The organism is Serratia sp. TSO36, assembly GCF_057808395.1.
Map to the genome: position 1 here is coordinate 145,116 of NZ_JBJZOU010000002.1, position 20,804 is coordinate 165,919.

Consider the following 20,804-nt stretch of genomic DNA (forward strand, 5'->3'; position numbering starts at 1 on the left):
GCACGAATGGACTTGCAGGGGCGCAACAGGTTTGCGCCCCTGCTGACCAGTCTCCGGCGTATGGCCGTCGAATCGTTCAAAGGCATGTGAGCGTTAATAAGCCTGGCGGACGATGAGCTGCCGGGCATTGATACAGAGAGTTCGGGATATGTTGCAGTTCATACTCCGACGTTTGGGGTTAGTTATCCCAACGTTTATCGGCATTACATTGCTGACTTTTGCATTCGTCCATATGATCCCCGGCGACCCGGTGACCATCATGGCCGGGGAACGCGGTATCTCCGCCGAGCGCCACGCGCAGCTGATGGCGGAAATGGGGCTGGACAAGCCGCTCTATCAACAATATTTCTCCTACGTGTCCAACGTGCTGCAAGGCGATCTGGGCACCTCCCTCAAAAGCCGCATCTCCGTCTGGAGCGAGTTCGTTCCGCGCTTTCAGGCCACGCTGGAACTGGGCATTTGCGCGATGATCTTCGCGGTGCTGGTAGGCATCCCGGTCGGGGTGCTGGCGGCGGTCAAACGCGGCTCGGTCTTTGACCATACCGCGGTGGGCATCTCGCTGACCGGCTATTCGATGCCGATTTTCTGGTGGGGCATGATGCTGATCATGCTGGTGTCGGTGCAGCTTAACCTGACGCCGGTGTCGGGGCGCATCAGCGACACGGTCTTCCTCGACGACAGCCAGCCGCTGACCGGCTTCATGCTGATAGACACCCTGATCTGGGGCGAGCCGGGCGACTTCGTCGACGCGGTGATGCACATGATCCTGCCGGCCATCGTGCTGGGCACCATCCCGCTGGCGGTGATCGTGCGCATGACCCGTTCCTCGATGCTGGAGGTGTTGGGCGAAGACTACATCCGCACCGCGCGCGCCAAGGGCGTGAGCCGCATGCGGGTGATCGTCGTTCACGCGCTGCGCAACGCGCTGCTGCCGGTGGTGACGGTGATCGGGCTGCAGGTTGGCACCATGCTGGCCGGCGCCATTCTGACCGAAACCATCTTCTCCTGGCCGGGGCTGGGCCGCTGGCTGATCGACGCGCTGCAGCGCCGCGACTACCCGGTGGTGCAGGGCGGGGTGTTGCTGGTCGCCTGTATGATCATTCTGGTTAACCTGCTGGTAGACGTGCTCTACGGCGTGGTCAACCCGCGTATTCGCCACAAGAAATAAGGGGCGCTCTCATGTCTCAAATCACTGAGTCTGCAGTTAAAGGTGCGCCGAAGCCGATGACCCCGTTTCAGGAGTTCTGGCACTATTTCAAGCGCAATAAAGGGGCCGTGGTCGGCCTGGTGTATATCGTTCTGATGCTGGTGATCGCGCTCGGCGCCGGCGTGCTGGCGCCGCATGCGCCGGCGGACCAGTTCCGCGACGCGCTGCTCAAGCCGCCGGTGTGGCAAGAGGGCGGCAGCTGGCAATATATCCTCGGCACCGACGACGTGGGCCGCGACGTGCTGTCGCGCCTGATGTACGGTGCGCGCCTGTCGCTGCTGGTCGGCTGCCTGGTGGTGGTGCTGTCGCTGATCATGGGCGTGATATTCGGCCTGCTGGCCGGTTACTTCGGCGGCGTGGTGGACGCGATTATCATGCGCGTCGTCGACATCATGCTGGCCCTGCCGAGCCTGCTGCTGGCGCTGGTGCTGGTGGCGGTATTCGGGCCGTCGATCGTCAACGCCTCGCTGGCGCTGACCTTCGTCGCCCTGCCGCACTATGTGCGTCTGACGCGCGCAGCGGTGCTGGTGGAGGTGAACCGCGACTACGTCACCGCTTCGCGGGTGGCGGGCGCCGGCGCGCTGCGCCAGATGTTCGTCAATATTCTGCCTAACTGCCTGGCGCCTTTGATCGTGCAGGCTTCTCTCGGTTTCTCGAACGCCATTCTGGACATGGCCGCTCTCGGCTTTCTGGGCATGGGCGCGCAGCCGCCGACGCCGGAGTGGGGCACCATGCTCTCCGACGTGCTGCAGTTCGCGCAAAGCGCCTGGTGGGTGGTGACCTTCCCCGGCCTGGCGATCCTGCTGACGGTGCTGGCATTCAACCTGATGGGGGACGGTTTGCGTGACGCTCTCGACCCCAAACTCAAGCAGTAACAGAGGACGAGAGAGATGGCGTTATTGAATGTAGACAAGCTTTCGGTGCACTTCGGTGACGAAGGCACCCCGTTCCGCGCGGTAGACCGCATCAGTTACAGCGTGGAGCAAGGTCAGGTGGTCGGCATCGTCGGCGAGTCCGGCTCCGGCAAATCCGTCAGTTCGCTGGCGATCATGGGCCTGATCGATTTCCCCGGCAAGGTGATGGCCGACAAGCTGGAGTTCAACGGCCAGGATCTGCGCAAGATCTCCGAAAAAGAGCGCCGCCAGCTGGTGGGCTCCGAAGTGGCGATGATCTTCCAGGATCCGATGACCAGCCTGAACCCGTGCTATACCGTCGGTTATCAGATCATGGAGGCGCTGAAGGTGCACCAGGGCGGCAACCGCCGCACTCGCCGCCAGCGCGCTATCGACCTGCTGACCCAGGTGGGCATTCCCGATCCGGCCTCGCGGCTGGACGTGTACCCGCACCAGCTTTCCGGCGGCATGAGCCAGCGCGTGATGATCGCCATGGCCATCGCCTGTCGGCCGAAGCTGCTGATCGCCGATGAGCCGACGACCGCGCTCGACGTGACCATCCAGGCGCAGATCATCGAACTGCTGCTGGATCTGCAGCAGCGCGAAAACATGGCGCTACTGCTGATCACTCACGATCTGGCGCTGGTGGCGGAAGCCGCGCACCACATCATCGTGATGTACGCCGGCCAGGTGGTGGAATCCGGCAAGGCGGCGGAGATTTTCCGCGCCCCGCGCCACCCCTATACCCAGGCGCTGCTGCGCGCGCTGCCGGAGTTCGCCGCCGACAAGGCGCGGCTAGCTTCGCTGCCGGGCGTGGTGCCGGGCAAATACGATCGCCCGACCGGCTGCCTGCTCAACCCGCGTTGTCCCTACGCCAACGAGCGCTGCCGCAACGAGGAGCCGGAACTGCGCAGCATTCCCGGCCGTCAGGTTAAATGTCACACACCGCTGGATGATGCGGGGAGGCCGACCGTATGAGCCAGAATCAACCTTTACTGCAGGCAATTGACCTGAAGAAGCATTACCCGGTGAAAAAGGGCCTGTTCGCGCCGGAGCGGCTGGTCAAGGCGCTGGACGGCGTCTCCTTCACCCTGGAGCGCGGCAAAACGCTGGCGGTGGTCGGTGAGTCGGGCTGCGGCAAATCGACGCTCGGCCGCCTGCTGACGATGATCGAAGTGCCGACCGGCGGCGAGCTGTACTATCAGGGGCAAGATCTGCTGAAGCCGGACGCCTCGGCCGAGAAGCTGCGCCGCCAGAAGATCCAAATCGTGTTCCAGAATCCTTACGGATCGCTCAACCCGCGCAAGAAGGTCGGGCAGATCCTCGAGGAGCCGCTGTTGATCAACACGTCGCTCAGCGCCGCCGAACGGCGGGAAAAAGCGCTGGAGATGATGGCGAAGGTCGGCTTGAAAACTGAGCATTACGACCGCTACCCGCACATGTTTTCCGGCGGCCAGCGTCAGCGTATCGCCATCGCCCGCGGGCTGATGCTGAACCCGGACGTGGTGATCGCCGATGAGCCGGTGTCGGCGCTGGACGTGTCGGTGCGCGCTCAGGTGCTGAACCTGATGATGGATCTGCAGCAGGATCTGGGGCTGTCCTATGTGTTCATCTCGCACGATCTGTCGGTGGTGGAGCACATCGCCGACGAGGTGATGGTGATGTACCTCGGCCGCTGCGTGGAAAAGGGCAGCAAAGAGGCGATCTTCAACAATCCGCGCCATCCGTACACTCAGGCGCTGCTGTCGGCGACGCCGCGATTGAATCCGGATATGCGCCGCGAGCGCATCAAGCTGACCGGCGAGCTGCCCAGCCCGATGAACCCGCCACCGGGCTGTGCGTTCAATGCCCGCTGCCGCCGCGCCTTCGGCACCTGCGTGCAGCTGCAGCCGCAGCTCAAACAGTACGGCGAGCAGATGGTGGCCTGCTTTGCGGTCGATCAGGACGAACATCCGGGGGCGTAAAGCGTCGGATTTTCCTGTCTAAATCAAACGCCGGCATAGCGCCGGCGTTTTTTATTATTCAATCAAAGGGTTGGTCAGTAGACGATCGCGACAACCCGTCTTTTAAATTATGCTCTTAACGTCATTCTGACAAATCGTTATATTTTTAAGAATCTTCGCACGATAATAATAATCGAATAAGAGAATTCAACGGGTTGCTGTTAATAAGTTTATTTCGGCCGATAGCGTTCGCCATTTTTATTATAAAAACCCAATAAAAAAGCACGCCGGCGGCGTGCTTTGGGTGAATGAGGCCGCGCTTATTGCGGATAAGGCACCCAGTCGCCGCCGTTCAGGCGAATGTAGGGCTTGCCCTGATACAGCATCACGACGGCGTTGTCGTTTTCGGAGATGACCGGGGTCTGCGGCAGCCCCTGGGTCAGCGCCTGCCAGTCGACGCTGGGTTCGCTGAAGACCTTGCCGTCCACCAGACGCGACACCAGTTCAGACAGCGCCAGATAGCTGCTCGGCGTTTTGATCTGCAGCGGGCTGCCCTGATGCGGCGCCTTCATGCCCACCAGTTTGATGCCGACCGGCGTATGGGTGATATTCGGGCTGGGAATGTCGCGCAGGCCGGACATCTGCATCTTGTCGCCCACCAACGCCGCGCCGTGTTCCGGCACGATCACTACCACCACTTTGCGGCCGGATTTCTCCAACTGATCGAGGAAGGTGTTCAGTTGATCGAACAGCTTCTGTGCGCGCGGCGGGTAGTCGGCGCTCTTGTTGGAGCCGACGAAGCGGTTGCCGTCGTGCAGCGGGATGACGTTGAAGAAGGTGGCGGTGCGGCCGTCACCGCCTTTTTGCTGCTGATCCAGCCAACGGGTCAGCAATTCGAGATCGTTATAAATCGGCTCGCCGTCGAACGACGTCAGCTCGTTGCCGATGCCGGCCTGCGACATCAGCGGCGCCTGCATGTCGCCCTGTTCACGCAGCTCTTTCAGGAAGTTGCCGAACACCCCGGAGTGATCGAGCATCAGCTGTTCCTTGAAGCCGAGCTTCGCCAGGTTGTCGAACAGGTAACATTGCTGGTTCACCGGCTGATACAGATCGCGATGCGAAAGCTGGCCGCAGCTGGCGCGCAGCAAACGGATGGCCGCCGGGCCGCTGTAGGCGGTGGCCGAGTTGAAGTTGTCGAACATGATGTCCATCTTCGACCACAGCGGGTGATTTTGCAGGTTGACCGCGTCCATATCGGCCCAGGCCAGCGAACAGATGTTGATCACCAGCAGATCGAACGGCTGGGCATCGGCGGGCAAGCTGGCCGGGAACGCGGTGGTGCGGCCTTTTTCTCGCTCGTAGAACTGGTTCAGGTAGGCCGTCAGGTTGGCGCTGGTCGGCGGCAGGCTGTCTGCCGCCGCAGCATCCCCCGCCGCCGGCGCAGACGTGGCCGGCGTATTGGCGCCGCCGGCCGCGGCCGTGGAGGTCGCGGGCAGCAGGGAGACTGCCGGTCCGGCGATGTTGACGATATTGAGCCACACCAGCGCCGCCACGGTGAACACCGTGACGCGCACCCACTGCGCGACGAACAGGTAGGCGATAAACAGCACGAAGGCCGCGCCGATCATTTGCCAGTTGATAAAGCGGCCGATCAGCTCCAGCAGGTACTGGGCGCTGAAGCCGGCCAGCTGCGAACCCTGGCTGAGAATGCTGTTGATGCCCGGCAGCCAGGTGTCGTGGTAGAACAACGCGATGCCGATCGGGATGGCGAGGTAATGGCGCCAGCGATGCAGGCGCTGCGACGGGATCGGCATCAGCAGAAACGCCATGAACACCAGGTTCGGCAGCGCGTGGAAGTTCAGGTAGCCGAACCACAGCAGGGCGAATTTGGCCAGAAAGTAGAGGTTCCAGCCGCCCAGTCCGCGCCAGTAGCGCCATAGAGCGTTATCGGATTGCGTCTTCGAGTTTGGATTCATGGCTGCTTCTTACGTTTAATCTGAGATGAGGAGCCTGTGCGCACCCACAAACCGGCGGATTTCAAATAGCGCGGCGATAACAACAGGTTTTGCCAGTATTGACGCAAATGCGGAAAACGCCGGTGAAAGGCGTAGCCCAGCGGGATGAAGATCAGCGCGCACAGCAGGATCAGTTGCACGATGTCGTTAAGGTTCAGCATGCGGTTCCTCCTGCGGGCCAAGCGTCAGCGTGAAGGCGACCGGCTGCCGCCGTTCTGCGGGCGCCTCGGCCGCCGTCTCGCGGGGGCGCGGCGCGGCGCCGGCGGTGCCGGTGGCCGAAATCTGCCAGCGCCCCTGGGCCATACGTTTGATTTCCGAAATGATATCGACGTCCTGATGCCACACCACCCGGTTGCTGAAGGCTTCATCCACCGGCAGGCGGAAGATGAACCTCAGCGCGGTATCCAGATCGTTGATGCGGCAGGTGGAGAGAAACAGCACCAGCCGCCCCTGCACCACGGTCATCACGTCGCCGAAGCGCCGCAGGTGGCACAGGGTCATCGCCTGTTCGGCGCGCAGGCCGGTGGCCGGCCGCAGCGCCACCATCACGCCTTTGCCGTCCTCGGGCAGCAGCGTGTTGCCCATCAGCGAAAGCACCGCCTGGCTGAACGGTTCCGGCCGCATATAGCCTTTGAGCTGCAGCGGGCGCAAGCCGGCCAGCAGCGCATCGATGTCGGCGGGCACATGGCGCGAGAAGCGCTGCCCCTGGATGCCCTCGAGCATGGTCAGAAAACGCGACAGCGGCGCGACGTGCGGCACGATCAGGTTGGCGCCGCAGGCCAGCAGCAGCCGCTCGTCGCTGTAGCGCAGGCTGGCGCTCATCTCGCGCACCACGATTTTCAGGCCGTTGCCGCGGCTGCGGCGCAGGGTGTGGATCTGGTGCGCCAGGTGATCGATTTGGTCGCTTTGGTACAGCGCGAAAATCAACGTCGCCGAGAGTCTCAGCATGCCGTGCTGCGCCAGTTCGTCGTTGCTCTCCAGCAGCTGCCAGTTGGCGGACAGCGGCGGCGCGCCTTCCAGGATGCTGCGCTCGGCCAGATACAGGCCTTCATCGCTGCGCAAGGCGGTGGGGGAGGGTTGGCTGTTTTCATCCTCACCCTGCCAGCCGCCTTCCGCGGCGTACAGCGTCAGCAGCTGATTGGCGTTGATGCCGTTTTCGGTGCTCCACCAGTTCACCAGATATTGCGCGCTGTCCTGTTGCCATTGCAGGCTGGACAGGCCGTTCAGGATGCGATGCTGCGCGCTGAGCTGCCCTTTGAGCTTATTGATGCCGCCGCCGTGGCTGAGAATCAACAGCGTGCAGCCCTGCCGCCGCAGCCAGGCGGCGAGGGCGCGCGTCCACTCGCGCAGCTCTTCGGTGGTGAAGGTTTGCCACAGGCTGGCGTGGGCCAGCAGGATAAGTAAGCGATTTTGCGGCCGCAGGGCGCGCATCAGATCGTCGCTCAGCTGCGTCAGCGCGGCTTTTTTCTCCGGTAATTGATACAGCGGCAGCTTCTGCAAAGCAGGCGAAGCCAGCTCGGCCAACAGGCGATCGGGTTTGTCGCCGCTGCAGATCAGGGCGACTTTGCGGGTGGCCGGCTGGGCGGCAATGACCTGGCGACACAGCAGCGCGGCGTCGCTTTGCCTGTCGATATTGATCCAATAAAGCCCGGGGGCCTGCATCACCGACAGCTCTTCCCAAATCTGCCGAATGCCTAGAGAAAAAGAGTGCGCCATAGGATGTGTTCTACTTTCGTTGAAAGCCGACTAAAGGCGTTTATATTTAAAGATAGCCATTTTTACTCTGGCAATAACAAATCTCCGACGCTCTGCAACAATATTTGTTGAGAATCATCTTATTGCCTCTCTCTTTTTGTATCGTTGCTATAGTTAATTAACATAGCCTATTTTCGCCAAGGCGGAAGAATGAATAACGCACCCACCCATTTTCGTGCAGCGGCGCCTGGGGAGAGCCAGGATGACCTGCAGGCGCTCAGCCAGGCTTTTTCATTGCCGAAATTAAGCTATGTCGATATTTCCCGGCAGGAGCGGTTAACGCAAATGATGACGCGCTGGCCACTGTTGGCCGAATTGGCGCAGACCACGGGGAGCCATTGATCTATGCCGGTGATCGCGCTGCAAGGGTTGCGGGGTGGAATGGGGACGACGTCGGTCACGGCGGCGCTCGCCTGGGCGTTGCAGCAGCTGGGTGAGTCGGTGTTGGCGATCGATTTCACGCCGGATAATCTGCTGCGCCTGCATTTCAACACGCCGTTCGAGCTGGCGCGCGGCTGGGCTCGCGCGGAGCGGGATGGCGGCGGCTGGCAGGAAGGCGCGCTGCGTTATTGTGAAAACCTCGACTTTCTGCCCTTTGGCCGCCTGAATGCGGCGGAACGGCTGGAAGTGCAGCGTCAGTGTCGGGAGCAGCCGGAACGCTGGCGCGACAACCTGCGCCAACTGATCGCCGGCGATCCGCAGCGCTGGATCCTGCTGGATGTCCCGGTCGGGGACGGCGTGCTGGCGCAGCAGGCGCTGCAGCTTGCCGACTGCGTGTTCATGCTGTTGAACCCCGACGCCAACTGCCAGGTGCGGCTCCATCAGCAGACACTGCCGAACGACTGCCGTTTCCTGGTCAATCACTACTCCTCCGCCAGCCAGCTGCAGCAGGATCTGCATCAGCTGTGGCTGCAAACGCTGAGCGGCCTGTTGCCGGTGGTGATCCACCGCGACGAAGCGTTGGCGGAAGCACTGGCGGTCAAACAGCCGTTGGGCGAGTACCGCCCCGAGAGCCTGGCGGCGGATGAAGTGCTGACGCTGGCCAACTGGTGCCTGATCAACCTCAAACGGGGCGTTGCGCCATGAGCCGGGTATTGAGCCTGCTGCTGGTGCCGCCGGTGCGTCAGGTGGTGCAGACGCGCTACCGCGGCTATCGCCGCAATGGCGCATCGGCGCTGACCGCCTTTTTCGCCACGCTGCTGGTGGCGTTGGGCTGGCTGCTGCTGCGCTTCGAGTCGCCGGCCTGGCAGCGCGTGCGTACCGGCCGCGCTTACTGGTTCCCGCATCTGTCCCCCGAACGCCCGCGCCCGGCGGATGCGCTGCGTTATCTGCTGCAGGGGCTGTGGCTGCTGCTGTTTCGCAGCGGCCGCGCGCCGGTGCAGCGCGACTATTTCGCCGGTTGGCGCCGCCTGCAGCAGCGCTATGCCGACTGGCTGCAGGGCCTGCCGCAGCGGCTGAAGAACGCCGGCGTGGAACAGCGCTCGGTGGAGCGCCTCGGTCGCATGAACCGCGGCATGCGGCGCGCGCTGTTTATTCTGGTCAGCGTGCTGGCGGCGATCCTCGCCATGCTGTGCATCTCGCAACCGTTCGATCTGCCGGCGCAGTTCGTGTTCGTCCTGCTGCTGTGGGGGATCGCGATGGTGGTGCGCCGGGTGCCGGGGCGTTTGCCCGCGCTGATGCTGATCGTGCTGTCGCTGACCGTCTCCTGTCGCTACCTGTGGTGGCGCTATACCGCCACGCTGAACTGGGACGACCCGCTAAGCCTGGTGTGCGGCCTGTTGCTGCTGGTGGCGGAAACCTACGCCTGGGTGGTGCTGGTGCTGGGCTATTTCCAGACCATCTGGCCGCTTAATCGCCAGCCGGTGCCGCTGCCCGCCGATAGCGCCAGCTGGCCGACCATCGATCTGATGGTGCCGACTTACAACGAAGATCTCGGGGTGGTGAAGCCCACCATCTACGCGGCGCTGGGCATCGACTGGCCGAAAGAGAAGGTGAATATCTATATCCTCGACGACGGCAACCGCCCCGAATTCCGGGCGTTCGCCGCCGAAGTGGGGGTGAAATACATCGCCAGGCCGACCCACGAACACGCCAAGGCCGGCAACATCAACAACGCGCTGAAGCAGGCCACCGGCGAGTTCGTGGCGATTTTCGACTGCGACCACGTGCCGACGCGCTCCTTCCTGCAGCTGACCATGGGTTGGTTCTTCAAAGACAAAAAGCTGGCGATGCTGCAGACCCCGCACCACTTCTTCTCGCCGGATCCGTTCGAGCGCAACCTCGGCCGCTTCCGTCAGACGCCCAACGAAGGCACCTTGTTCTACGGGCTGGTGCAGGACGGCAACGACATGTGGGATGCGACCTTCTTCTGCGGCTCTTGCGCCATTCTGCGCCGCAGCGCGCTGGACGAAATCGGCGGCATCGCGGTGGAAACCGTCACCGAAGACGCCCACACCTCGCTGCGCTTGCACCGGCGCGGGCACACCTCGGCCTATATCCGCATTCCGCAGGCCGCCGGGCTGGCGACCGAGAGCCTGTCGGCGCACATCGGCCAGCGCATTCGCTGGGCGCGTGGCATGGTGCAGATCTTCCGGCTGGATAACCCGCTGCTGGGCAAGGGGCTGAAACTGGCGCAGCGCCTGTGCTACGCCAACGCCATGCTGCACTTCCTGTCGGGCATTCCGCGGCTGATCTTCCTCACCGCGCCGCTGGCGTTTTTGCTGCTGCATGCTTACATCATCTTCGCGCCGGCGCTGGCGATCGCGCTTTACGTGCTGCCGCACATGATCCACGCCAGCCTGACCAACTCGCGTATCCAGGGGAAATACCGCCATTCGTTCTGGAGCGAAATCTATGAAACGGTGCTGGCCTGGTATATCGCGCGGCCGACGACGGTGGCGCTGTTCAATCCGCACAAGGGCAAATTCAACGTCACCGCCAAGGGCGGGCTGGTGGAGGAGGAGCACGTCGACTGGGTGATCACCCGGCCTTACATGTTCCTGGTGATCCTGAACCTGGCCGGGCTGGCGTTCGGCGTCTGGCGCTTGGCCTATGGCCCGACGGACGAGGTGATGACGGTGATCATCAGCCTGGTGTGGGTGCTGTACAACATGACGATTCTCGGCGGCGCAGTGGCGGTGGCGGTGGAGGCCAAGCAGGTGCGTCAGGCGCACCGCGTGGAAATCGCCATGCCGGCGGCGATCGCGCGCGCCGACGGCCATCTGTATCCCTGCACGCTGCGCGATTACTCCGACGGCGGCGTGGGCATTGAGATGCGGGTGGAAAACGCGTTGAAAGACGGTGACAGGCTCTCGCTGCTGCTCAAGCGCGGCCAGCAGGAGTACAGCTTCCCCTGCGTGGTGACGCGCGCCTTCGGCAACAAGGTGGGGGTGCGCCTGGTCGACCTCTCCACCCGCGAACACATCGATTTCATTCAGTGCACCTTCGCCCGCGCCGATACCTGGGCGCTGTGGCAGGACGGGTTCCCCGAAGACCGGCCGATCGAAAGCCTGCGCGACGTGCTGGCGCTGGGCTTCCGGGGGTATGTGCGCATGGCGGACTACGCGCCGCCGCTGGTGCGCGGTCTGCTGGTCGGGGTCACCTCGCTGACCGCCTGGGTCGTGTCGTTTATTCCGCGCGGCGTCGGCAGGGGGCCGACCTTGGGTCAAAAAGAAACAGTGGGTTAGCTGCGAGTTCAACCGCCCGCTCACTCGCCCGGTGAACAGGCTCCAACATTGATGATGATACGATGACGAGAAAAATAACCTGGTTAACTGCTCTGGCCTTAGGCATCAGCACCCTGTCGCAGGCCGAAACCGCCACCGCGCCGACCGTGGCGGCCCAGCCGCCGATCGCCGCGGCGGCCGATACGGCGATCGCGCCACCGCCGGCCGACGCGCCGCAGGATCCGAATGCGCCGGTGCGCGACGTGTCGCTGTCGTTTGCGCAGATAGCGCCGCCGCCGGGCACCTTTGTTCTGCGCGGCACCCGGCCGGACGGGCAGATCGAATTCGGCGTGCGCAGCGACGAGGTGGTCTCGCAGGCGATGCTCGATATGGAGTTTACGCCGTCGCCGGCGCTGATCCCGGTGGAGTCGCACGTCAAGGTCTACCTGAACGACGAGCTGATGGGCGTGACCACGATCGCCAAGGAGCAACTGGGCAAGCCCAATCGCATCCAGATGGCGATCGATCCGCGCTATATCACCGATTTTAACCGCGTTCGGTTGGTGTTCGTCGGCCATTATCAAAATATCTGCGAAAACCCGGCCAGCACCTCGCTGTGGCTCGACGTCAGCAAGTCCAGCGCGCTGAAGCTGCGTTTCCAGACGCTGCCGGTGAAAAACGAGCTGTCGCACTTCCCTGAGCCGTTCTTCGACAGCCGCGATAATCGGCCGCTGACGCTGCCGATGGTGTTCGCCGGCCAGCCGGATCTCGCTCAGCAGCGTGCGGCGGGCATTCTGGCGTCCTGGTTCGGCAGCAAGGCGCAGTGGCGCGGGCAATCCTTCCCGACGCTGTACAATGCGCTGCCGACGCAGCACGCGGTGGTGTTCGCCACCAACTCGCAGCGCCCGGATTTCCTGCGCGATTATCCGGCGGTCAACGGCCCGACGGTGGAGATGATCAGCCACCCGGACAATCCGTACGTCAAACTGCTGTTGATTCAGGGGCGTGACGACAACGATTTGATCACCGCGGTGAAGGGCATCGCGCAGGGCAACATCCTGTTCCGCGGCCAGAACGTAACGGTGGACAAGGTGGAACAGCTGGCGCCGCGCCAGCCGTACGACGCGCCGAACTGGGTGCGCACCGATCGGCCGATGACCTTCGCCGAGCTGCAGCAGTACGCCGAGCAGCTGCAAACCAGCGGCATCGAGCCCGGCCCGATTTCGCTGACCATGAACCTGCCGCCGGACCTGTTCCTGATCCGCAGCACCGGCATCGACATGCACCTGAAATACCGTTACACCGCGCCGCGCATTCAGGACGGTTCGCGGCTGAGCGTCAGCCTGAACAACCAGTTCGTGCAGGCTTACTCGCTGGTGCCGGAGCACGAGCAGGGCGCGCAGCTGCTGCGCCTGCCGTTGACGCAGGGGCTGCTCGATTCCGACAAGAACGTCAATATCCCGGCGCTGCGGCTGGGGGCCACCAACCAGCTGCGCTTTGACTTCGATTACACCACGCTGCTGGCCAGCGGCGCGGAAGGGCGCTGTGAAACCTACTCCTTCACGCAAAACCACGCGGTGATCGACGGCGCGTCCACCATCGATTTCTCCGGCTACCGCCACTTTATGGCGATGCCGGATCTGCGCGCCTTCGCCAACGCCGGCTTCCCGTTCAGCCGCTTGGCGGATCTGTCGCAAACGCTGGTGTTGGTGAATCAGAAACCGCAGCCGGCGCAGGTCAGCGCGCTGCTGAACGCGCTGGGCGTGATCGGCGCGCAAACCGGCTACCCGGCGCTGGCCTTCACGCTGAGCGATGACTGGTCGCAGGCCAAGGATCGCGACGACGATATCCTGATGGTCGGCACCATTCCGCCGGAGCTGCGCGACGACAAGAAAATCAGCCTGCTGGTGGACGCGACCCAAAGCTGGGTGAAACAGCCGACGCGGCAGCCGCCGCTGCCCAGCGCGGAAGCGCTGGCGGAGGACACCCGGCCGGACAGCAAGACTGCCGTCAGCTCCGAGGGCGCAATGTCGGCGATCATTGGCGTGCAGTCGCCGTTCAACGACCAGCGCAGCATCGTGGCGCTGTTGGCGGACAGCCCGCGCGGCTATGAGCTGCTGAACAATGCCCTGCTGGACAGCGGCAAGCGCGCCGCGGTATTCGGCTCGGTGGCGGTGATCCGCGAATCGGGGGTCAACAGCCTGCGCGTCGGCGATATTTACTATGTCGGCCACCTGCCGTGGTGGGAGCGGCTGTGGTATTCCCTCTCCACCCATCCGGTGCTGCTGGCGGTGATCGCGGTGGTGCTGGTGGTGATCCTGGGGCTGATGCTGTGGCGTGGCCTGAAGGCCTTCAGCCGGCGTCGTCTGGCGCCTGAAGATCGGGATTGACGGTGGTGAACGCCATGCTGCAACGCCTGTCGCTCGGCATGCTGCTGCTGTGCGCCTTCAGCGCCGCGGCGGCCTGCGAGTGGCCGGGCTGGCAACAGTACAAGCAGTTCTACATCAGCCCGCAGGGGCGGGTGATCGATCCGAGCAGCCCGAACAAAATCACCACCTCCGAGGGGCAGAGCTACGGCCTGTTCTTCGCCCTGGTGGCCAACGACCGGCCGACCTTCGATCTGCTGCTGGCCTGGACGGAGAACAATCTGGCGGCGGGCGATCTCAGCGCCCGTTTGCCCGCCTGGCTGTGGGGCGAGAGCGACGACAAACAGTGGAAGGTGCTGGACGCCAACTCGGCGTCGGACGCCGATCTGTGGATCGCCTATAACCTGCTCGAAGCCGGCCGCCTGTGGAAAAGCCGGCGCTATCAAACCCTGGGGACGCTGCTGCTGCAACGCATCGGCCGCGAGGAGGTGGCCGACATTCCCGGCCTGGGCCTGATGCTGCTGCCGGGCAAAGTCGGGTTCGTGACGGACGATCGCTGGCGGCTGAATCCCAGCTACCTGCCGCCGCAGCTGTTGGCGCGTTTTGCGGCGCTGAACGGCCCGTGGCGCGCGATGCGCCAGGTCAATCAACGGCTGTGGCTGGACACCGCGCCGCACGGCTTCTCGCCGGACTGGGTGGTGTGGCAGGTCGGCGCCGGCTGGCAGCCGGATCCCGTCAAGCCGAACGTCGGCAGCTACGACGCCATTCGGGTTTATCTGTGGGCCGGCATGCTGGCGGACGACGATGAATACAAGGCGGCGCTGCTCGAACGTTTTCAGCCGATGGCGCAGCTCACCGCCAAACAGGGCGTGCCGCCGGAGAAAACCGATACCGCCAGCGGCAAAACCACCGGCGGCGGCCCGGTCGGCTTTTCCGCCTCGATGTTGCCGATGTTGGCGACGCAGGCTGAGGCGCTGGCGACACAGCGGCAACGCATCAGCGAACATCCGCCGGGGGACGACGCCTATTTCAGCGCCTCGCTGACGCTGTTCGGCCAGGGGTGGGATCAACAACGTTATCGCTTTAATCGTCAGGGTGAATTGCAACCCTCGTGGGACGGCCAATGCACAACTTCAAAATAAACTGGCTGAATTTGATTCCGCTGAGCCTGGCGATGCTGCCGCAGGCGCGCGCTGCGGAAGCCGTGGCCCCGGAGCAGTGGCTGCTGGAACAGGTGCGCATTGGCGAGGCCGGCAACAAGGACGATCTGGTGCGCCAGTCGCTGTACCGGCTAGAGTTGATGGATCCGAACAACCCGGACGTGATCGCCGCGCGCATGCGTTTGGCGCTGCGACAGGGCAATATGGCGCTGGCGCAGCAGCAGTTGGATAAGCTGAAAACCCTCGCGCCGCAGTCCAGCGCCTATCGCCAGGCGCAAATGAACATGCTGCTGACGCAACCGGAAACCCGGCAGAAGCTGCAGCAGGCGCGCCTGATGGCGACCGCCGGCCGGTTGCCGGAGGCCAAGGCGCAGTACGATGCGCTGTTCCACGGCGAGCCGCCGACGCTCGATCTGGCGGTGGAATATTGGCGGCTGGTGGCGCGTTTGCCGGGGCAGGAGGCGAAAGCGTTGAAGCAGCTGCAGGCGCTGGATCAGCAATATTCCGGCAACGTGGCGCTGCGCATGTCGCTGGCGCGCATGCTGTTCAGTCAGAACCAGGACGCGCAGGCCTATGAGCTGCTGCAGAAGATCGCCGCCGATCCGGCCGGGCGCGGCGATGCCGCCGATCTGTGGTTGGACAAGGTCAAAGCGATGCCGGTTAGCGCGCAAAGCGTGGCGGCGCTCAACCGTTTCCTCGGCGTGTTCGATACCGGCGATCAGGCGACCAGCGCCCGCGAAGAGCTGGCCAGACAGCAGAAACTGTTGGCCGATCCGGCGTATCAGGCGCGGGTGCGCGGCCTGGCGCAGGTGGATAAAGGCGGCAGCCGGGCGGCCATTCCGGCGTTGCAAAAGGCGCTGGCGGCGACGCCGAACGACGCCGAGGTGCTGGGCGCGCTCGGCCAGGCCTATTCGCGCGCCGGCAACCGCCCGCAGGCGTTGAAGCTGTTCCGCCAGGCGCTTGCCGCCGACACGAACGGCTACGACAGTGGCAAGTGGCAAAGCCTGATCAAGAGCACCAGTTACTGGCTGGCGATAGACGAAGGCGACAAGGCGCTGAAGGCCGGCAATCTTGCGCTGGCCAGGCAGAAATACCAGCAGGCGCGCCAGCTCGACGACCGCGACGGCGATGCGTTTATCGGCTTGGGCGATGTGGCGGTGGCGAGCAAGGATGACGCTGCGGCGGAAGGGTTTTATCAGCAGGCGCTGCGGCGCGATCCCGGTAACGGCAGCGCGCTGCGCGGCCTGGTGAATCTCTATCAACGCCAGTCGCCGGAAAAAGCGCTGGCCTACCTCAACGGCCTGCCGCGCAGCCAACAGGCCAAGCTGCGCAGCACCCTCGACGGGCTGCGGCTCGATATGTTGAAGCAACAGGCGCAGACGCTGGCGGCGCAGCAGCAGTGGCAACAGGCGGCGGAAATCTATCGCCGCGCCCAGCCGATGGATCCCGACGACGTTTGGCTGACCTATCGCTATGCGCAGGCGCTGCGTCAGGCCGGGCAGCCGCAACAGGCGGACGCCTTATTCCGGCAGCTGGCGCAGCGTCAGCGCGCCAATCCGCAGTTGGCCTATGCCTATGCGCTCTACCTTTCCGGCAGCGATCGCGACGACCAGGCGCTGGCGCAGCTCAATACGCTGCCTGCGGCGCAGTGGAACGACAACATGCGCGAACTGGCGCAGCGGCTAAAAATGCAGGCGGTGATTGCACATGCCGAAGGGCTGCGGGCGGCCGGCGACGAACCGGCGGCGGAAGCCTATCTGCGCCGGCAGCCGGCGGACACCCGCATCGATTTGCTGCTGGCCGACTGGGCGCTGGCGCGCGGGGAGTATGCGGCGGCGCTGGGCGACTATCAGCGGGTGAAACGGCGCGAACCGAACAACCCGGATGCGCAGCTGGGCGAGATCGAAGCCTATGTGGCGCAGGGGGATCTGGACGCGGCGCGCCAGCGGCTGCAAACCGAACCGCAGCCGCAAGACGCTTCGCTCAACAGCCAACGGCGGGTCGCCAACGCCTGGGGCGCGGTCGGCGATCCGCAGCAGGCCGAAGCTATCTTCGGCCGGCTGAAAACGGCGGCGGCCGCAGAGCCCGTGGGGCAGACCAAAGCGCTGATCTACCGCGACGCCGCCCGTCTGGAACGGGCGCAGCGGCAGCCGGAGCGGGCGCAGCAGGATTACCGGCAGGCGATGGTGGCCGGCGGCATCACGCCGACGTTGCCGCAGGACAATGACACCTACACCTCTCTGACGCACAATAACCCGGGCGACGACTGGTTGAAACGCGGCATCCGTTCCGAGGCCGCGGATCTGTACCGGCAGCAAGACGTGAACGTCACGCTCGACCACGATTACTGGCGCTCGAGCGGCACCGGCGGTATTTCCGACTTCAATGCGCATGACACCATGCTGCAGGTGGACATGCCGCTGTATGACGGGCGCGCCTTTTTGCGCACCGACACCGTGCAGTTGGACGCCGGCCGCTTCTCGACCGACGGCAGCGGCCACTATTACGAGACCTTCGGCACTTGCAACACGCAAGGGTGCCGCGGCGATGAACATCAGAAATCCACCGGCACCAGCGTGGCGGCCGGCTGGAAAAACGATCGTTGGGCCGCCGATATCGGTACGACGCCGATGGGCTTCGAGGTGGTCGACTGGACCGGCGGGCTGGCCTACAGCGGCGACTGGAACCACATCGGCTGGACGCTGGCAGCCTCGCGGCGGCCTATCTCCAGCTCGCTGCTGGCGTTCGGCGGCGCCAAGGATCCGAACACCGGCATCACCTGGGGCGGCGTGCGCGCTACCGGCGTCAGCCTGAGCGCCAGCTACGATCGCGGCGAGGCGAACGGCGTGTGGGCCGATCTCAGCGCGCACCAGATTACCGGCAAGAACGTGGCGGATAACCAGCGGCAGCGGTTGATGGCCGGCTACTACTACAAGCTGATCAACGAAGACAATCGCCGCCTGAGCGTCGGGCTCAATACCATGCTGTGGCACTACCAGAAGGATTTGAGCGGCTATTCGCTGGGGCAGGGCGGCTATTACAGCCCGCAGCAATATCTGTCGCTGTCGCTGCCGGTCAACTATCGCCAGCGCACCGAGAACTGGTCGTGGGAGCTGGGCGGTTCGGTTTCGCTGTCCCATTCGAAAACCGACAGCCAGCGCCGCTATCCGCTGCAGGGGCTGATCCCGGATTCGCTGCCCGATAAGTTCGCCGTCGAGGACGGCAGCTCCTCAAGCGGCGTCGGTTATACCCTGCGGGCTATCGTCGAACGCCGTCTCAGTTCGCACTGGACGCTCGGCGCCGGTATCGACATTCAACAGGCGAAGGACTATACGCCGAGCCACGCGTTGATTTATCTGCGCTATTCCCTGGCCGGCTGGCAGGGGGATCTCGATTTGCCGCCGCAGCCGCTGACGCCTTACGCCGACTTCAAGTAGCCGGGAGGGGAAAGATTCGGAGTGTCGGACACCGGGGAGTTTTGTTACCCTGTGTCCGGGTCGCGTTTGTTCGCTTTAGGAAAAGACTGAAACCCGCGATTTTCTTGGTTTTGCCTGCGGCATAGCCAGATAAAAACAGCCGATGATCGAGTATAATCAGCCCGGTTCGAGGGGGCGGGTGAGAGTCAGCCCCCTTTTTTGTTTCAGCCCGATTTCACGGAGAGCAGGTTTGCGGGTCAGGCGTTCGTTAACGATTAAGCAGATGGCGACGGTGTCCGGCGTGGCGCTGGTCACGATCTGCATCTTTATCGTGATCCAGTTATTCCACTTTGTGCAGCAGCGCAGGGATGACTACGCCCAGCAACTGGAGAATATCGCTCAATCCGTGCGCCAGCCGCTGGCGGAAGCGGTGCTGCGCATGGACGTGCCGGAAGCCAAAAAGGTGCTGAACACGCTGTTGCCGGTCGGCATTCTCAGCCGGGCGGATATCGTCTTGCCGAACGAATTTCAGGCGCTGCACGCCAATTTCCCGCCGGAGCGGCCGGTGCCGACGCTGATCGCCCGGCTGTTTGAGCTGCCGATCCAAATTTCCGTGCCGCTCTATTCGCTGGAGCGGGTGCCGGCCAACCAGCAGCCGCTGGCCTATCTGGTGCTGCAGGCCGATTCGTTCCGCATGTACCAGTTTATCCGCAGCATTTTGTCGACCATGCTGTCGACCTACCTGCTGTTGGCGCTGATCCTGTCGGTGGCCATCACCTGGTGCATGAACCGGTTGATGGTGCATCCGCTGCGCGCGATGGCCAAAGAGCTGGAAAACATCTCGCAGGACGAAGCGCCCTACCACCAGCTGATGCTGCCGACGCTGCACCAGGACGACGAGCTCGGCCTGCTGGTGCGCAACTACAACCGCAATCAACAGACGCTGGCCAAGGCGCATGCCGACATGAGCCGCCTGAGCACCCGCCATCCGGTGACCGAACTGCCGAATCCGGCATTGCTGAACGCGTTGCTGGAACAGCATATCGCCTCCAGCCTGCGCCCCGAGCGTTTTAACCTGCTGGTGATCGGCATCGAGACGCTGCATGAAGCCTCGGGCGTGATGAGCCCGGCGATGCGTGAAGCGCTGCTGTTGGCGCTGGCGAAGAAGCTGCGCGGCTGCATCGACGAAAACGGCGTGCTGGCGCAGCTGAGCAATACCGAATTCGCCATCCTGGCCAAGGGGACCGAGCGGCCGTTCCACGCCATGCAGCTGGCGCGACGCATCATGGCGGAGATCAACGCGCCCTTGACCCTGGAAGGTCTGGCGCTGCGGCCCAACGCCAGCATCGGCATCGCGCACTACCTCAATCAGGGGGAAAGTGCGGAACAGCTGCTGCGCAGCGCCACCTCGGCGATGATGTCCGCCCACCGTGAAGGAAAAAATCAGATCCTGTTTTTCGAGCCCAGCCTGACGGAACGCACGCAGAAGCGGCTGACGCAGGAGAGCGAGATTTTGCACGGCATCGAGCAGCGGCATTTTACGCTGTTCCTGCAGCCGCAGATCGACATGCAGTCCAACGAGGTGATCGGCGCCGAAGCGCTGCTGCGTTGGCAGCAGTATGACGGCAGCTATACCCTGCCGGCCGACGTTATCCCGCTCGCGGAAGAGCTGGGCGTGATCGTGCCTCTCGGCAACTGGGTGCTGGAAGAGTCCTGCCGCATCTTGGCGGACTGGCAGCAACGCGGCATTGCGCTGCCGCTGGCGGTCAACGTTTCCGGTATACAGATGCAGCATGAGGCGTTCGTCCCGCATCTGAAAAACCTGCTGGCGCAGTATCGGATAGACCCGCGCAAGCTGCTGCTGGAGATCACCGAGACGGTGCGCATCGACGATCTCGACCGCGCGCTGGCGCTGCTGCGCGAGCTGCACGATCTGGGATTGTCGATCGCGCTGGACGACTTCGGCATGGGCTACTCCAGTCTGGAATACCTGAACCGCTTGAAATCCCTGCCGATCGATTTGATTAAAATCGACCGCAGCTTCATTCAGGGGCTGCCGGCCGACGATGCGATGGTGCGCATCGTCAGTGCGATCTCCGAAGTGCTGGCGTTGCCGGTGATGGCCGAAGGCGTGGAAAACGCCGAGCAGCGCGACTGCCTGCTGCAACACGGCATTCGCAGCGGGCAAGGATTCCTGTTCGCCCGGCCGCTGCCGCGCGCAGCGTTCGAAGCCGAGTTCTGCCGCGCGGCGCCGTGAGCGGCGCGTTTACCTTTCCGGTACTTTTCCCCGTCCGAAAATCGCCATTCTTCTTCTACCTCTTTTGCGTTAGTGCAAACAAAGCATTACGCAATTTTCAGCTTTGCACCCCGACTGACGCGTTTCA

General features: G+C 63.5%; 14 protein-coding genes. 11 read left to right on the top strand and 3 right to left on the bottom strand.

All coding sequences use genetic code 11. The features are described 5' to 3' along the window. The first annotated feature begins 148 nt into the window (after positions 1-148). From dppB to dppF, 4 genes are read left to right on the top strand one after another with little or no spacing between them, the layout of a single operon-like run. Positions 149-1,168: a dipeptide ABC transporter permease DppB gene (gene dppB, locus ACK3CV_RS00995; protein ID WP_033636611.1), complete on the top strand. Its 1,020-nt coding sequence runs from the start codon at positions 149-151 to the stop codon at positions 1,166-1,168. Between the two features lie 11 nt (positions 1,169-1,179). Continuing rightward, positions 1,180-2,082 (top strand): dipeptide ABC transporter permease DppC, encoded by a 903-nt coding sequence (dppC, locus tag ACK3CV_RS01000; protein WP_033636612.1) that lies wholly within the window; start codon positions 1,180-1,182, stop codon positions 2,080-2,082. Positions 2,083-2,097: 15 nt separating this feature from the next. Then, positions 2,098-3,078: a dipeptide ABC transporter ATP-binding protein gene (gene dppD / locus ACK3CV_RS01005; protein WP_004934132.1), complete on the top strand. Its 981-nt coding sequence runs from the start codon at positions 2,098-2,100 to the stop codon at positions 3,076-3,078. Then, on the top strand, positions 3,075-4,064 hold the full coding sequence (gene dppF / locus ACK3CV_RS01010) for a dipeptide ABC transporter ATP-binding subunit DppF (RefSeq protein WP_033636613.1): 990 nt from the start codon (positions 3,075-3,077) through the stop codon (positions 4,062-4,064). Before dppD ends, dppF begins: the two co-directional genes overlap by 4 nt. Positions 4,065-4,363: 299 nt before the next feature. On the opposite strand, the gene bcsG is transcribed toward dppF, so the two are convergent. The 3 genes from bcsG to bcsE are packed head-to-tail and all read right to left on the bottom strand — an operon-like array spanning position 4,364 to position 7,774. After that, positions 4,364-6,019 carry a cellulose biosynthesis protein BcsG gene (gene bcsG / locus ACK3CV_RS01015; protein WP_164039734.1) on the bottom strand — a complete coding sequence of 552 codons (1,656 nt, stop codon included), beginning with the start codon at positions 6,017-6,019 and terminating at the stop codon, positions 4,364-4,366. Further along, the gene (gene bcsF / locus ACK3CV_RS01020; protein ID WP_004934139.1) at positions 6,016-6,219 is read right to left on the bottom strand and encodes a cellulose biosynthesis protein BcsF; all 204 of its coding nucleotides are present in this window, start codon (positions 6,217-6,219) and stop codon (positions 6,016-6,018) included. Before bcsF ends, bcsG begins: the two co-directional genes overlap by 4 nt. Beyond that, positions 6,206-7,774, bottom strand: a complete 1,569-nt coding sequence (bcsE, locus tag ACK3CV_RS01025) for a cellulose biosynthesis protein BcsE (protein WP_164039736.1) — start codon at positions 7,772-7,774, stop codon at positions 6,206-6,208. Before bcsE ends, bcsF begins: the two co-directional genes overlap by 14 nt. Before the next feature lie 189 nt (positions 7,775-7,963). Between bcsE and bcsR the strand changes: the two genes are divergently transcribed. From bcsR to hmsP, 7 genes are all read left to right on the top strand, one after another. Then, positions 7,964-8,155 carry a cellulose biosynthesis protein BcsR gene (gene bcsR / locus ACK3CV_RS01030; RefSeq protein WP_033649881.1) on the top strand — a complete coding sequence of 64 codons (192 nt, stop codon included), beginning with the start codon at positions 7,964-7,966 and terminating at the stop codon, positions 8,153-8,155. Between the two features lie 3 nt (positions 8,156-8,158). Beyond that, on the top strand, positions 8,159-8,899 hold the full coding sequence (gene bcsQ / locus ACK3CV_RS01035; RefSeq protein ID WP_033653997.1) for a cellulose biosynthesis protein BcsQ: 741 nt from the start codon (positions 8,159-8,161) through the stop codon (positions 8,897-8,899). Beyond that, on the top strand, positions 8,896-11,499 hold the full coding sequence (bcsA, locus tag ACK3CV_RS01040) for a UDP-forming cellulose synthase catalytic subunit (protein WP_164039739.1): 2,604 nt from the start codon (positions 8,896-8,898) through the stop codon (positions 11,497-11,499). The genes bcsQ and bcsA overlap by 4 nt, the downstream gene beginning before the upstream one ends. A gap of 62 nt (positions 11,500-11,561) precedes the next feature. Continuing rightward, entirely contained in the window at positions 11,562-13,868 is a 2,307-nt protein-coding gene (bcsB, locus tag ACK3CV_RS01045; RefSeq protein WP_164141451.1) for a cellulose biosynthesis cyclic di-GMP-binding regulatory protein BcsB, read from the top strand. A gap of 5 nt (positions 13,869-13,873) precedes the next feature. Next, the gene (bcsZ, locus tag ACK3CV_RS01050; RefSeq protein WP_060427093.1) at positions 13,874-14,986 is read left to right on the top strand and encodes a cellulose synthase complex periplasmic endoglucanase BcsZ; all 1,113 of its coding nucleotides are present in this window, start codon (positions 13,874-13,876) and stop codon (positions 14,984-14,986) included. Next, positions 14,968-18,441, top strand: coding sequence for a cellulose synthase complex outer membrane protein BcsC (gene bcsC, locus ACK3CV_RS01055; protein WP_164141452.1), 3,474 nt, complete (start codon positions 14,968-14,970; stop codon positions 18,439-18,441). Before bcsZ ends, bcsC begins: the two co-directional genes overlap by 19 nt. 229 nt (positions 18,442-18,670) lie before the next feature. Beyond that, on the top strand, positions 18,671-20,677 hold the full coding sequence (hmsP, locus tag ACK3CV_RS01060; RefSeq protein WP_033636621.1) for a biofilm formation regulator HmsP: 2,007 nt from the start codon (positions 18,671-18,673) through the stop codon (positions 20,675-20,677). Positions 20,678-20,804: the final 127 nt, after the last annotated feature.

Coding starts and splice junctions, on each gene's coding strand:
- dppC (WP_033636612.1), top strand. CDS start 1,180: ATGTCTCAAATCACTGAGTCTGCAGTTAAAGGTGCGCCGAAGCCGATG.
- dppB (WP_033636611.1), top strand. CDS start 149: ATGTTGCAGTTCATACTCCGACGTTTGGGGTTAGTTATCCCAACGTTT.
- bcsR (WP_033649881.1), top strand. CDS start 7,964: ATGAATAACGCACCCACCCATTTTCGTGCAGCGGCGCCTGGGGAGAGC.
- bcsE (WP_164039736.1), bottom strand. CDS start 7,774: ATGGCGCACTCTTTTTCTCTAGGCATTCGGCAGATTTGGGAAGAGCTG.
- dppD (WP_004934132.1), top strand. CDS start 2,098: ATGGCGTTATTGAATGTAGACAAGCTTTCGGTGCACTTCGGTGACGAA.
- dppF (WP_033636613.1), top strand. CDS start 3,075: ATGAGCCAGAATCAACCTTTACTGCAGGCAATTGACCTGAAGAAGCAT.
- bcsC (WP_164141452.1), top strand. CDS start 14,968: ATGCACAACTTCAAAATAAACTGGCTGAATTTGATTCCGCTGAGCCTG.
- bcsF (WP_004934139.1), bottom strand. CDS start 6,219: ATGCTGAACCTTAACGACATCGTGCAACTGATCCTGCTGTGCGCGCTG.
- bcsG (WP_164039734.1), bottom strand. CDS start 6,019: ATGAATCCAAACTCGAAGACGCAATCCGATAACGCTCTATGGCGCTAC.
- bcsQ (WP_033653997.1), top strand. CDS start 8,159: ATGCCGGTGATCGCGCTGCAAGGGTTGCGGGGTGGAATGGGGACGACG.
- bcsB (WP_164141451.1), top strand. CDS start 11,562: ATGACGAGAAAAATAACCTGGTTAACTGCTCTGGCCTTAGGCATCAGC.
- bcsA (WP_164039739.1), top strand. CDS start 8,896: ATGAGCCGGGTATTGAGCCTGCTGCTGGTGCCGCCGGTGCGTCAGGTG.